The 13,835-nt window shown below is 51.9% G+C and carries 11 protein-coding genes and 2 pseudogenes; 2 read left to right on the plus strand and 11 right to left on the minus strand.

Going from position 1 to position 13,835, the window contains the following annotated elements; genetic code table 11:
- Positions 1-86: 86 nt before the first annotated feature.
- Positions 87-1,415, minus strand: coding sequence for a DUF5103 domain-containing protein (locus G7064_RS05820; RefSeq protein ID WP_166072847.1), 1,329 nt, complete (start codon positions 1,413-1,415; stop codon positions 87-89).
- Positions 1,416-1,568: 153 nt separating this feature from the next.
- Here G7064_RS05820 and G7064_RS05825 point away from each other — a divergent pair, with 153 nt between their 5' ends.
- A complete protein-coding gene (locus tag G7064_RS05825; protein ID WP_166072848.1) occupies positions 1,569-2,783 on the plus strand; it encodes an exo-beta-N-acetylmuramidase NamZ domain-containing protein in 1,215 nt (404 codons plus the stop codon).
- A gap of 69 nt (positions 2,784-2,852) precedes the next feature.
- Positions 2,853-3,119 carry a hypothetical protein gene (locus tag G7064_RS05830; protein WP_166072849.1) on the plus strand — a complete coding sequence of 89 codons (267 nt, stop codon included), beginning with the start codon at positions 2,853-2,855 and terminating at the stop codon, positions 3,117-3,119.
- Positions 3,120-3,413: 294 nt separating this feature from the next.
- On the opposite strand, the gene G7064_RS05835 is transcribed toward G7064_RS05830, so the two are convergent.
- From G7064_RS05835 to G7064_RS05875, 10 genes and pseudogenes are all read right to left on the minus strand, one after another.
- Complete coding sequence (locus tag G7064_RS05835) at positions 3,414-3,962, minus strand: YybH family protein (protein WP_166072850.1); 549 nt, start codon at positions 3,960-3,962, stop codon at positions 3,414-3,416.
- A 187-nt stretch (positions 3,963-4,149) separates the two neighbouring features.
- Complete coding sequence (locus G7064_RS23210; RefSeq protein WP_410505548.1) at positions 4,150-4,308, minus strand: ABC transporter C-terminal domain-containing protein; 159 nt, start codon at positions 4,306-4,308, stop codon at positions 4,150-4,152.
- 8 nt (positions 4,309-4,316) lie between these two features.
- The gene (locus G7064_RS23215) at positions 4,317-5,357 is read right to left on the minus strand and encodes an ABC-F family ATP-binding cassette domain-containing protein (protein WP_410505541.1); all 1,041 of its coding nucleotides are present in this window, start codon (positions 5,355-5,357) and stop codon (positions 4,317-4,319) included.
- A 197-nt stretch (positions 5,358-5,554) separates the two neighbouring features.
- Positions 5,555-6,055, minus strand: a pseudogene (locus G7064_RS23220) (ATP-binding cassette domain-containing protein); the annotation flags it as partial.
- 71 nt (positions 6,056-6,126) lie between these two features.
- Positions 6,127-7,347 (minus strand): hypothetical protein, encoded by a 1,221-nt coding sequence (locus G7064_RS05850; protein ID WP_166072852.1) that lies wholly within the window; start codon positions 7,345-7,347, stop codon positions 6,127-6,129.
- An 82-nt stretch (positions 7,348-7,429) separates the two neighbouring features.
- On the minus strand, positions 7,430-9,049 hold the full coding sequence (locus G7064_RS05855) for an amidase (RefSeq protein WP_166072853.1): 1,620 nt from the start codon (positions 9,047-9,049) through the stop codon (positions 7,430-7,432).
- Between the two features lie 233 nt (positions 9,050-9,282).
- A pseudogene (locus G7064_RS05860) lies at positions 9,283-10,637 on the minus strand (DUF5686 family protein).
- The gene (locus tag G7064_RS05865) at positions 10,637-11,935 is read right to left on the minus strand and encodes a DUF5686 and carboxypeptidase-like regulatory domain-containing protein (RefSeq protein ID WP_166072855.1); all 1,299 of its coding nucleotides are present in this window, start codon (positions 11,933-11,935) and stop codon (positions 10,637-10,639) included. The pseudogene G7064_RS05860 and the gene G7064_RS05865 overlap by 1 nt, the downstream one beginning before the upstream one ends.
- Positions 11,936-12,117: 182 nt before the next feature.
- Positions 12,118-13,011, minus strand: a complete 894-nt coding sequence (locus tag G7064_RS05870; RefSeq protein ID WP_166072856.1) for a ferritin-like domain-containing protein — start codon at positions 13,009-13,011, stop codon at positions 12,118-12,120.
- A gap of 48 nt (positions 13,012-13,059) precedes the next feature.
- On the minus strand, positions 13,060-13,809 hold the full coding sequence (locus G7064_RS05875; RefSeq protein WP_133272158.1) for a ferritin-like domain-containing protein: 750 nt from the start codon (positions 13,807-13,809) through the stop codon (positions 13,060-13,062).
- Positions 13,810-13,835 lie beyond the last annotated feature (26 nt).

A 13,835-nucleotide genomic window follows, 5' to 3' on the forward strand; every position in this document is an offset into this window, starting at 1 on the left:
CGGTATGCTCTCCTGACAATTGGGAAACACATACTGGAGGACTGGGGGGCTTTTTTGCAGCTATTCTGACAGCTACAATAGCTTACTCAGGGTCGGCGGGCATTGGCAGTTATCGTTTGGTACCCGATCAGCAGGTCGGCGCGGGTGCCGGGCGGACGGTAGTACACCAGCAGATCATATTGGTTCTCGGTTTCTTGATGGCTGCCTTCCCACGGCACACTATTCGGGCCCTGAGGCGTTTGGGTGGCGTAGTAGTAGTTGTAGTAGCCTTGCTTGAGCAGGGCCGTGGTGCGATAAATCTGATTCTCGGCATCGTAGGTGAGCTTAAACTCATCCTTAAACTGCCAATCGGTGAGGGCGCCGATGATGTATACCGGGCCGGGTGCGGGCTGTTCGGCTTTCAGCTCAAACGTCACGTTGGCGTAGTCGGCATTGGAGTCGCCGTTGCCGTACTCGCGGTTCTCAAATACGCGCTGGCCATTGATATCCTCGTATTGGGTGTAGCCCTGGCCGTTACGGGTGCCTTCCAGCGTCAGGAGGACGGCACGGGGGTTGGCTTCAGGGTCTAGTTTGGCCATGCCCTGACCGAGTACGCGCAGGGAGCGGGTGTCAAAAAAGCGAAACTCGCTGAGGCCCGGAAAGGCATTTTCGAAGTTGAAATACTGGTATTGGAGCAGACGCTCGGCATCGCGCACGAACGTGGGCCGTAGGTTGATTTTGGCGTTATCCCAGCGAAAATTCTGGCGCAGAATCACCTTCACTTCCTGGGCCGGATTCACCAGATTCATCGCGCCGTAGCGAATGGCGAAGTCAATCTGCTGCAAGGTGTAGCGCTCCTCGCCTGCCACCGGAATGCCCTGGCGCAGGTCTACTTCCACGTCGTTTTGGTACACCATCAGCCGCCGCGTAAGCAGCGGCACGCGCCCCGTACTCTGCACCACCAGCAAGTAATTACCGCTGATTTTGACCGGCGGCACGCGCAAACGGTAGTGGTAGTAGGGCACTTTGGTACCGACGCCAGTGCGGTAATCGGTGATAAGAAACTCGTTTATCTCGTTCAGAAACTGCATATCGGTGAGCACGGAGGGCTTCCAGTCCACATCGCAGTGCACGAGCTTTGCCGTCAGCCGCTCCGACTTACTGCCCAGCAAATCAAACTCTAGCGTAAAGCCTTGCCCCTGCAACGGCGCCACCGGCGGCTGAAACACTTCCGTCGGCTGGCCCGTGCCTACGTAGCACTGCACCGACTTTACATCGGGGTTATAGATGAAGTCTTGATAACGCAGGGTTTTGTCGGCATAATACTCGGGGGGCCTTTGCTGGCCGGGCGAGCGGGCGGCATTAGGGTCGGTGATGGGCGTACCCAGGGGCACGCAAGCAGTGGCAAGCAGAAGTAGAAAGAGGTAGCGACGCATAAGGGCGAAGATAGGACTTGCCACGGGTTATGCCCTGCTGTAGAATCACTTTGCGGCGCATGCCCTAGCGCTTCGCTTCTTACCACAGACCTGCTCAGGCGCTTCGGTCTGCGGCAGCTTCCTATCTTAACGGTGATTTTATCCCGCGCTCCTATGCTCAACATTCTGCTTTCCAATTTTCTAGCGCCCCTGTTCTGGCTGACCAGCTTCCTGCTGCCAGTTCCGCAGACGCCAAAAAAGCCCCCCATCATCACCGGCGCCGACCAAACGGAGCAGTACCTCCCCTATCTGAAAGGCAAGCGCGTAGGTGTACTGGCGAACCCCACCACCATCATCGGCCGGCGTCACCTCGTGGATAGTCTTCAGAAGCGGGGCATCAACATCGTGAAGGTGTTCGGGCCGGAACATGGTTTTCGGGGCAATGCCAGCGCCGGCGTGAAGGTGCAGAACGAAGTGGATGCGGCCACGGGTATTCCTATTATTTCCCTCTACGGCCCTAAGCGCAAGCCCTCCACTGAAGATTTGGCCGACGTGGATGTGATGCTGTTCGACGTGCAGGATGTGGGGACGCGCTTTTACACCTACATCAATGTGCTGCGCAACATCATGGAGGCCTGCGCCGAGAACAATAAGGAGCTACTCATTCTGGACCGACCCAATCCCAACGGCTACCTCATCGACGGCCCGGTGCTGGATATGCAGTACAAGTCGGGCATCGGGCAGTTTCCGATTCCCATTGCCCACGGCCTCACCATTGCCGAGTTTGCGAAGATGATAAACGGCGAAGGCTGGCTACCGGATAAGCGCACCTGCAAGCTCCGCATCGTGCAGATCAAAAACTACCGCCACGACCTGGAATACACGCTACCGGTGCCGCCTTCTCCCAACCTCAACACCCAGCAAAGCGTGCTGCTGTACCCATCGGTGTGCTTGTTTGAGGGAGCGTACATCAACCTGGGTCGGGGCACGCAATTTCCGTTCACGGTGCTGGGCAGCCCTCACCTGAAAGGCAAATACCCGTTCTCCTTCACGCCCACCAGCATCAAAGGCATGAGCGAAACGCCTTTGTTCATGGACCAAGTGTGCTATGGCCTAGACTTGCGCCGCTACGATGCCCGCCAGCTGCGCACCGCCGGCCGCATCCACATCGAATGGATGCTGGAGCTGTATCGCGCCTCCCCCAACAAAGCCCAGTTCTTCGACCGCACCCTGAGCAAGGAAATGGGCGACATCAACAAACTGGCCGGCGTGGCTGAGTTCCGCCAACAGATCGAAGCCGGTAAATCGGCCAAAGAAATCCGCGCCTCCTGGGAGCCGCAGCTCAGCCAGTACAAGCAGCGGCGCCTGAAATATCTGCTGTATCCGTGAGGGCGTGGTGAGTAAGTAAATATTGGCAGTAGTCAAAACGACAAACAAACTTTAACAGCAAAATAAAATATGTCTGACAAAAAAGATTACTCAAAATTGACACTTGAAGAGTTGGTATTAGAAGAGAAAAAAGCTAAAAAGAACGAAATCTTTTCTGCGGGATTTATAGGTTTTATGGTGGGTATAATGATTTATGGTATTGTGAAGAATGGTTTTGGCTTCCTCTATATTGCCATTCCATTATTCTTAATATTCTTATTTTATAAGAACTCACAAACTCAAAAGCAAAATCTCAAGCAAATTCGAGCTGAAATCAACATTAAAAGATCAAACTAACATGTTGAAGACAGATAAAAAAGCCCCCAAAAGTAGTCCTGGGGAGCTTTTGTATATACCTAATAAATAAAATTACACTTCCGTCAACATTTCCTAACGGTCGTTAAATTGGCTAGAACTTTTTTGACCTTCTCAAACTTCAGAGTGGCGTCTTAGCTTGGCTGCGTTCTGGTGATCTGTGGATCTGCTGCTCGTAGCGGGCACCTAAATGTTGTACGCTACCTATCGTAAATAAATTAAAGTTGTTCGTGTGAATTCTTGAACAGGATGGACTGCTGATATCAAAGCTCTTTATTATCGACAAATGATATTCGCGTGCCTGGCAACCAACTTCCAACTGCTGTTTTTTTTCATCCAGACATTTGTATAACGTCTCTTGATGGTTTGTCCTGCTTGGGATTGATCACCAGTAGTAACTACAGTTTCGCTCCCCATTGCAAAAGCCATATCACCTTTAAAAACAACTTGTTCGGTGTTGCGGGAGAAAGACGTTCTGGATCTTTTCATAACGGGCCGATCCAAAGTTGATTTTCCAGGAAAAACAATTACGTTATCAGGTGAATTAACCACATATTCTTTATCCCACAACTTCAAAAGCATAGTGGAATCTTTTTCCAGAACGGCTTTTACTTCTATCTGCTCTAGATTCCTGATTTCTTTTTCTAAATTCTGGCTTTGGGCATTAATTGTATTACCACAAAGTAGAAGTGCGATTAAATAACATGTCTTTTTCATGGAATTACTTTTAAGTATAAAGGATGCGTTACTTAAGATAATATTAAATATCCGTAATGCAATAGATTCTACTTCAACTTTGCCGCGTTTGAGAGCGGCGTACAACATCAGGTTTTTAAAAGCAGGGCTGATGTATATAGCTTCAGATAATTACCTTTAATGATCGGCGTCAAGGTGATGAGGCCGTTGAGTAAGAATTCTAATGCCTTCACAAATTGTTATTCGTTAAAGAAAAAGCCCCCAGAAATATTTCAGGGGGGCTTTTTGTATACCTAATAAGGTACTTTATACTTCCTCACACGAGTTCTTCCCAGCGCTTCGTTTGGAGAGTCAACTCTTTCTGCACTTGCTCAAATTTAAGCGTAGCGTCTTTCAACTGGGCGGCATTGCTGTAGATGCCGGGATCAGCGAGTTGGGCCTCGTATTGGGCCAGCTCTTTTTCCAGGGTGGTGATGCGGCTTTCTACTTCCTGTAGCTCCCGGCTGCTTTTGGCGCTGCCGTTGCTGGTTGATTTGGCCGGCTCGGCTTTAAACGCTGGCTTCTGGTTGGAAGTAGCTTTAGCGGAGGGCTGGGGGCAATTAGCGCCGCTTTCTTGGCAGCTTTGTCGCGGTCTTCCTGCCACTGCTCAAACTCGGAGTAGGTGCCGGGATATTCCTTGAGCTGGTAATCCTCGATAAACCAGATCTTGTTGGCCACATTCTCCACGAAGAAACGGTCGTGGCTGATGACGATGTAGGTGCCTTCGTACTGCTCCAGGGCTTGAATCAGGATGTTCACTGATTGCATGTCCAAGTGGTTGGTCGGCTCGTCAAGCAGGAGGAAGTTAGCTTCCGAGATGAGCGTTTTGGCCAGGGCTACGCGGCTTTTTTCGCCACCGGAGAGCACCTTGATCTTCTTGTACACCTGCTCGCCGGTGAAGAGGAAGGAACCCAGCACGGAGCGCAACTCCATCTCGTTGCGCTTGGAGCCGGCCTCGTTCATCTCCTGCAAAATCTCGTTGTTCACGTTCAGGCTTTCCAGCTGGTGCTGGGCATAGAACGACATAATCACGTTGTGGCCGAGCTGGTGGTTGCCGTTGGAAGGCGCCTCCTGCCCTGCTACCAGGCGCATCAGCGTCGATTTACCTTTACCGTTGGCCCCGACAAGCGCAATTTTGTCGCCGCGCTCGATGTGCAAGTTGGTGTCGCGGAAGATGAGTTTATCGCCGTACTTTTTGCCCACATGCTCCATGCGCAGGATGTGGCGGCCGGGCTGCACCGTGAAGTTGAACTTGATATTCACGCGGGCCGCGTCGTTGGCTACGTCGTCGATGCGCTCCAACTTGTCGAGCATCTTCACGCGGCTTTGCGCCTGCTTGGCCTTGGAGGCTTTGGCTTTAAAGCGCTCAATAAACTTCTCCGCCTGCCTGATTTGGGCCTGCTGGTTTTCGAAAGCGCCTTTCTGAATAGCGTTACGCTCTTCCTTTTCCTCCAGGTAATACGTGTAGTTACCAGCGTATTGCACCAATTTACCCCCGTCACTTCCACCGTCGTGTTGGTGGTGCGGTCCAGGAACTCGCGGTCGTGGGATACGATGATAACGGCGCCCTCGTAGTCGGCCAGGTAGTTCTCGATCCACTTAATACTGGGGAGGTCCAAGTGGTTGGTAGGCTCGTCGAGCAGGAGCAGCGAGGGTTTCTGGAGCAGGATTTTGGCCAGCATTACCCGCATCCGCCAGCCACCGCTGAAGGTTTTGAGCGGACGCTGTAGCTCCTCGGTCGTGAAGCCCAGACCTTCCAGAATCTCCTCGGCCTCGGCCTGCATAGTGTAGCCGCCCAGGGCCTCGAAGCGCTCCTGCAAATCGGCGAGCTTCTGCACGAGGTCGTCGTGGTAGTTGTTCTCAAACTCGACCAGAATCTGGTCAATTTTCTTCTGCACGTTCAGGGCTTCCTCAAAGGCCTGCATGGCTACGTTGAGGATGCTCTCGTGCGTGTCGTAGCTGAGCAAGTCCTGATTCAGGAAGCCCAACGACACTTCTTTACCCATCTGAATGCTACCACCGTCGGGCTTGTACTCGCCCACCAGAATGCGCAGCAGCGTGGATTTGCCCGTTCCATTCAGCCCAATCAGGCCAATTTTGTCTTTGGGCTTTATGTGGAGACTGGCCTTGTCGTAGAGCGTACGCGAGCCAAAATGGAAGTCTAAGTCGTTAATGGAAATCATCCTACTTTGCTATGAAGCTGCAAAGGTACGATGTATATGGTTCTTAGTGAATGAGAAGGTAATGAACTTAGCTATAGCTCAGGTCCTCCGTCATTAGATTCTATGTCATCAATTATCTTCTTTAGGTTTTCACTGTATCCTTTCACCAGTGTGTTCATTGAATCTAAAATACTCAATAACTTACCTAAGCTCGCAGATGCTTCTTTTCTGGCTTTAATAACATTACTATTTAGCTTAGGAAAATCATCTATAGAATTTTTAAAAACATTTATTCCAGACTTAGCAATAGAAATATTATTATCAAAACCATCAAATTCTTTAAAATTAGATTTCAATGATTCAACATCAGCAACTCCTATTTCGTAATAATATTGTAGAGCTTCAGTATACAGCTCAATACCTTTATTAAAATTAGATTCTAATCTATCTAATTCAGGATTAATTTTATCAGCAAACCCCTGCAAGTCTGCGGCGAACAAATTTGATAAATCCATCTTAGTAGATATATCAATTAAAGCAGTTGATGATCCGAGGAATGTTAAATATTGGTCTTGTTTCTTTATTTTAGACGTAAAATCATTCTGATAACTAATAATACTATGCAAACTTTTAACTCCTAAATCTATATAACTTTTACCTTCAATAAAATAATCTAAAATACCTTTTTCATCTTCATCATCCCTGATTTTGTTTTCTCTTCTTATATCTTTTGACTTGTCTTTACTGTAGCCAACTTTTAAATCCAGCATCTGATCATTCTCAACTATTTCAAGAACCACTCTGTTTAAGTGCAACTTTAGCAACTTTTCAAAGTCTTTTACGCCTTCATATTTATGATACAATAACCCCATATCAGAAACCATCGATTTAAAATCTCTTACTGATTTTAATTGGTCAGTATCTATATCATCAATACTAGCAGGCGCTCTATTACAGAAATAGAACATTATATGTGAACTAGTTGGATCATCGCGAAATTTTTCGTACGCTCTATTAAATTCTTCTGCGGTTCCAGAATCAAAACGTTTAGTTGGGTAGCCAAACTTTTTCCACATAATCCCAACGAATATATCATAGTCATCTTTTAGTTGCTTATTGATTACATCTTGCCCATCCTCACCTATGCCTGGATAAGTATGGGTCTCCCATTTAACCAACTCAAGTCTCACATCAAAATATTCTCCCGTAGTTAAATTAAAATCCTCAATTACTTCTTCAGCAATTGCTCTCTCATCTATTACGTCGCTAGGTGACGCTAAAAATACTTTCAGTAATGTAATTCTCTTTGCCACTGCTATTATTTAATTTATTCTTTTAGTCAATCAGTCGTTTTTAGTCTCAGTACGAATCAGGGCTCATACTCAGAAATTTCCTCTACCCCACAAAAGGCCCCCGAAACTCTGGTGCCTTGCGCTGCTTCGAGGCTTGCTCGTAGGCGTAAGCCACGCTCAATAACCCCGCCTCCCCGTACGCCGGGCCGACGAAGGACAAGCCCACCGGCAGGCCGTGCGCCTGGCCCATGGGCACCGTAATGTGCGGGTAGCCAGCCATAGCGGCGGGCGACGAGAAGCCAGGGCCGGGCCAAGAGTCGCCGTTAATCAGGTCGATAGCGGGAGCGGGACTGTTGGTGATGCCGATGATGGCGGCGAGCCTGTTGTTGCGTAGTGTCGAGCTTAGAATCTGGCGGGCACCAGCATACGATTTGCGACGGGCTTCCATGTATTTGGGAGTGCTTAGGTCGCCGAGCTTCTCGGAGGCTTCCAGAATTTCCTGCTTGAAAAAGGGCATGGCTTTGGGCTCGTTCTGCTTGTTGAAGGCAATAACGTCGGCCAGGGTTTTCACCTTGGCGTTGGCCGTGGCCAGGTACTTATTTACGCCGTCCTTGAACTCGTAGAGCAGCACGTCGTACTCGGCCTCGCCCAAGGGGTTGATTTGCTTGAGCACGTCCACTTCCACGATGGTCGCGCCCTGGGTCTTGAGTAGCTCAATGGCTTTTTTGAACAGCGGAATAGCGTCGGAGCTGCCTTCCAGGTGGGACTTCTCCACGCCAATAATTTTGCCCCCCAACGCCTGCGGAAACAGGAATTTGGTGTAGTCAGAAGCCGTTTTGCCGGCGCTTTGCTGGGTGATGGGGTCGGCAGGATCGGGGCCGGCGAGGGCGGAGAGCAGGATGGCCGCGTCGCGGACGGTGCGCGTCATGGGGCCGGCCGTGTCCTGAGTGGCGGAGATGGGAATAATACCGGTGCGGCTGAGCAGTCCCACGGTCGGCTTGAAACCGACCAGCCCATTGCACGAGGCCGGCGACACAATAGAGCCATCCGTTTCGGTCCCGATGGCCAGGGCACAGAAGTTGGCCGCCACGGCCGTGCCGGAGCCGGAGCTGGAGCCGCTGGGCGTGCGGTCGAGGATATAGGCGTTCTTGGTTTGCCCCCCACGGCTGCTCCAGCCGCTAGTCGAGCGCGTGGAGCGGAAGTTGGCCCACTCGCTCAGGTTAGTTTTGCCCAGCAGCACCGCACCCGCTTCGCGCAGCTTTTTGACAATGAAGGCATCCTGCGAAGCTTTGTTGCCGGCCAGCGCCAACGAGCCGGCGGTGGTCTGCATCTGGTCGGCGGAGTTGATATTGTCTTTGATGAGAACGGGAATACCGTGCAGCAGGCCGCGCACTTTGCCGGCTCGGCGCTCTTTGTCCATCTCATCCGCAATGCTGAGCGCATCGGGGTTCAGCTCAATGACAGAGCGCAGTTGGGGACCTTTTTTGTCCATGCCTGCTATGCGACGCAGGTAGAGCTCGGTGATGCTGCGAGAAGTGTACTGGCCCGCACTCATCTTCTCCTGTAGCTCCGTTACCGTTATTTCATTGAGAGCGAAGGTATCGTCGGTATCAGCAGCGGTGGCAGCGGCAGTTTTCGTATCGGAGGTGCAGGCGTCGAGGGAGAGGGTGGAAAGGGCGACGCCAACTAAGCTGCTGTTACGCAGAAATACTCTTCGGTTCATCTTCTGTTTTTTCTTGTTAAGATAAGATGAGTTGGCTTGGGTAGCTAGCGGGGCGCGGGTGGGAAAGTGGGAATCAGTTGTGGCTCTTGATTTCAGAACGTCATGCAGAGCAACGCGAAGCATCTCGCGTGCTTCATTGTTTAGCTTGGCAACGATCGCCCGCGAGATGCTTCGCGTTGCTCTGCATGACCGGCTACGTTAACATGACCACCGGGCGTAATAACATGAAGGCTCTAAAAGCCAGCCCCGATGCGAATGCCCGTATCCAGCTTCTGGCCGGAACGCAGGGCCGTATACACATCAAACCGAAATACCTTGAAAATGTGCTCTACGCCTACGCCTAGCTCTACATAATGGCCGACGTTGGGCGTACGCAGGTAATTTAGCGTGGCTACTTCCTGCCATTTCAGGCGGCGTAGCAGCGGTATTTTATTCAGGAAGAAGCCGTTGAAATGGTGGTTGTAGTGGCCTTCAATATAGCTGCGGCGCGTGCTGAAGTTGTAGTAATCGAGTAGCTGAAACTGGCTGAAGTCGGCGGCGAAAATGGTTTGGTTGCCGGCGAAGTGCCGGTAGTCCATAAACGAGAGTTGGGGCCGGCCCAAAAAGCCCCCACGGTTACGTCGAAGTTGCTTTCGCCAAAAAGGCCCAACTCCAGCGTCTTACGCAAGCCGCCTTCCAGGCGCGAGTAGCGCACATCGGAGCCGAGCACGCCGCCAAATCCCTGCCGCAGCCCCAACCGGAAAGTTGGGTACTTGGAGCCTAGGTTAAACTTACCCGTCGGCCGGATGATGTACTGCTGCCCTGGCTGCCAGAGCAGCTCGGCAAAAGCCGTGAGTGACTGGTTGCGGCCGAAGCTAGTGCCGCCGGGCAATTCTTCATTTATCGGATCATTGGGCGTGAAAGCGCGGCCGGGCACATCCACAATGGTTTTGATGGTGGCGTTTGGCAGTTCGCGGCGGTCAGCGTAGCCAAGGGCAGTGCGCAGCGTCAGGCCATTAACCAACTCGGTGCGGAAGTTGATTTCGCCCCCGTCGCGCTGGTAGTACTTGGCGTAATTGGTGTTGCGCAGCAGCGTGTACTGGGTGTTAATGAATGGCGTCAGCTGGCTGGCTGGGTCGAAATTCTCAATGGTGCGGCCTACGATAAAGCCAATGCGGCTAAATGAAAGCGGCTTGTACGTATAGCCACCCGATAGGCTCGGACTGAACAGTTTGGCCGCAAAGCCATAGCGCAAGGTCGGCGTGAAAGAGTAATTGCGGCGGTCTTCGTAGCGCTGGGTAAAGGTGGCTTGAGCATTTACGATAGTGCCTTCTACCGTGCTGTATTGCAAGGTGTTGAAGATGGGCTCTAGCCGGACGGTGCGCCGCCGGAACGAGTTAGAATACTCGTAGCCAGTGAGCAAAATTTCGGCGGGCTCTATCTCATTGCGCTTGCGGTCCAGCGAATCCTGGTAGGGCCTCGACCTTTTAATTACCTCCGTGCTGTCCTTTACCTGATAGTCGCGCGCCTCTTCGTCGGTGAGCGGAATGGGCCTGATTTGGGCCCAATAGGCCGAGTCGCGCTCGTTGGCGCCTTCTTCCACGCGCATTACTTCACCTTTGGCCAGTGGCTCAATCCCGGCCTCGCGGGCTTGCTGCTCCAGCTGCTTATCGGCCAGCTTAGTTTGCTTGCGCACCTGGCGAGAAATGCCCCCAGATCGGGGCGCTGCTTCTTCACATCGGCTACGGTCTCGCGGCCTACGGGTGCGGGCGTTGCTTCAGGCGCAACGGGTGCGGCGGCTACTACTTTCTCGTCGGGGCGGTTGGGATAAGTAGGCGTGACGCGGTAGTTGGACAGGATGGCGTTGAACGAGCCATTGCCTTTAAACCCCAGCCCCTCCCCTACTAAGTTTACCTTTTGCGACTGCATCACCCACACATCCGACGGTCCCGGCGCGGGCGCAAACTGCTGGGCAATGCGAATGCTCTCTACGTACTCAATTCCCGAATTCTTACTCAAGCTCAATTCCAGGCTATGGATACGCCAGGTGCCATCAACCAGATAGATAAAGCCGGTGAAAGCTGGGTCGTTGCGGCGGCGGGGCGTGACGCGTATTTTATGGATTTGCCGCCCATCCTGGGTGCTGGTGCCCACTAGCTCGTAGCGGTAGAACAGCATGGCGTTCTGGGCAATAGGCGACACGAAGCCCCGCTCTGAGAAGCCCGACTGAATCAGGTTATCGTAGAAATTAAAGCTCCGCCCCGAGGCGCGGTTAAAGCTGAAGCCCTTACTGCTGCCGCTTACCCGCGAGGAAATCATGCGCTCCCGAATCTGGCCCGGCTGGCGAAACGAGAGTTCCGACACCGATTCTGACAAATAAATAACGCCCGGCTTCAGGCTAGGATCCGTTTTGATAAGACCCAGAATCTTGCCGGGCACATCAGTCAGGCGGATGATGGCTTTGATATAAGTTCGCGCTGAGAAGGCCGCAATTTCCGAGCGGTGGTAACGCCGCCACTGAATAGCGTGCTGCACCAAGGCATAAGCGGGGTCGCGGTCGGTGGAGCGTACCAGCACCTCACCTACTTTATAGGTCTCGGTTTGCAGACTCACGTTGAGCACCGTCAGTGTGTCGCCGCCGGCTACCTGTACGGCTTCTATGCGCGGCTTGTAGCCCACGTACTGAAATACTAATTCGTAGCGACCGGGGGGCAATTTTAGCTGATAATCGCCCTGCTCATTAGCGGCCGTACTGGTGGCAGTGGTGCGCACCGCCACGTTGGCGTAGGCCAGCGCTGTTCCCTGCGCATCCGTTACCCGGCCCCGGATAATACCAGCATACCCATATAGTGTTGTGAACAGAACAGCCTTGCATAAGACTAAAGCAAAAAGTAGATAGGAGCGCATTGGGCGGATAGTTCAATCTTTGTCAAGGTAGATAGAAACCAGGGTAATAAGGTTGCTTAGCAGCTTGCTCGAAAACAAGAATGCTGTCTGGCAGCATTGAAATCGGTTCCGATTTCGTTTAAAACAAAAAAGGACAGCCTTGAGGGCTGTCCTTTAATAGCTTAAGCAAACTGAATTGGCGCTTATTTGATGAAGTTAGCGGCGATGGCAAGCACCGTTCCCATATCCAATGGCTCGTCGAAGGCCTCAGAGGCTTCGTTTGGCGATACCTGGCTGATATTCTGAACATTGAGGCCACCCTGAACTACGTTAGCTTCGCTAGGATACAGGCTGGCTGGGTTACCGGCGCCATAGATCGCCGCCGTAATAGCAGGTGCCGGGCCGCCATTATCATTGAGCGAGGGCCAGCTTTGAGGTGCGCTGCTTGGATCACCGGGCTCACTTTGCGGGCCGCCGCGGCGCATGGTGCGCAAGTGCGACGCATGGCGGGCTTCTACAGAGTGAATATTCAGAGCAGCTTCCAGTACGGTGTTGTTGCTGATGAGCAACGGCGCGCCACCTTTATAAGCGCGTACCCCAGTGTCTTCAAACGATTGAGCGAGTGCTAAGAAAGTACCGAGGTTACTGAATACGTTAGGCAGTAGCGCCGGACGGGCACCACCCTTAGCACCAGTGTAGTCGAAAGCATTAACCGTAGGATCCGGAATAGCATCAGCACCCAGCACAGAGCGCAAAAACTTGACGTGATTTTGCTCGTCGATATAGATCAGGTTGATATCGGAACGATTCTGTCCTGTGAGCAGACCTGGCGCAGCCAAGCCCAGCTGGTAGAAATACGTTTCCAGATACTCCAGGCGGAGGGCAAAATTCAAAACTTCACGAATCTGAGCACTGAGCCCGCTGGATTGGCCGTAGGCTTTCTGCAACATGGAGCCCATTGCCAGTGGCACGGCGGCCACGGCGAGCTTTTTGCCGAAACCAGCGAAATGCTTGAACATCTGGCGGCGCTGATCGAGACGCTCGTAGACTTCTGGATCTACTTTCTCGATTTCGGTAATGATTTTGAGAATATTCATGGGGTAAGTTTTTTGACGATAGAAGGAATAGAATGTTGCGGACTAGCCTTAGTCCTTAGGCAGGCTGCTCACATCGATTTTGGAGCCTTGAGCCAAGAAAGTATTGGCAACAGCAGCTACCTCAGCAGGCGACTTCGACTTCTCTAAACCTGTGTTCAGATCGACTACATCGGGTCCTACGAAAGTGCCATTCTGCAACAAGTCGCGGATAAGAGCCGCGTGGCGGGCTTCTACCGACACAATTTTACCAGCAATCGTCAAATACGCTGGATTGCTGATCAGCTTACCAGCGCCGTTATAGGCAGCTACGCCCAGATCTTCAAACGCCTTGGCCGTACCCAATACACTAGCCCGGCTGGCGAAGTTGACGGACGAGAAATCAGGGGTCAGCTTTTTGATCGGAATGGCCCCCGCCGCTTTGATAGCGGCGTACAGGAAATCAGAGTGAATTTTTTCGTGATCGGCCAGGTCCTTCAGAATAATTCTTTCGGCGCGCGTGGCGTTTAGATAATACTGCTCCTGCGTCACTTTAGCGTAGAAAGCCGCTTCGAGTTGCTCGAGCGCGTACGCATAGTTCAAAATGCCAACATCACCACTGCCTACATTTACTACGCCGCTGTTGCGGTCAACCTGCTTGAATATATCATTCAAACGGTCGTCGGTACAGCCAGACAAAACTAGTCCGCCCAAAGCCACACTGGCACCAGAGTAGCGCAAAAACGCCCGGCGTTGCAGGGGCACTAGTACTTCCTCCTGAGCATTTTCTGCCTCGGAGCTTTTGTGAGAAATATGCGACATAATTATTTGTATTAAGTGGTGAAAAT

Origin of the sequence: Hymenobacter sp. HDW8, assembly GCF_011305775.1 — a bacterium.
Classification (GTDB): domain Bacteria; phylum Bacteroidota; class Bacteroidia; order Cytophagales; family Hymenobacteraceae; genus Hymenobacter; species Hymenobacter radiodurans.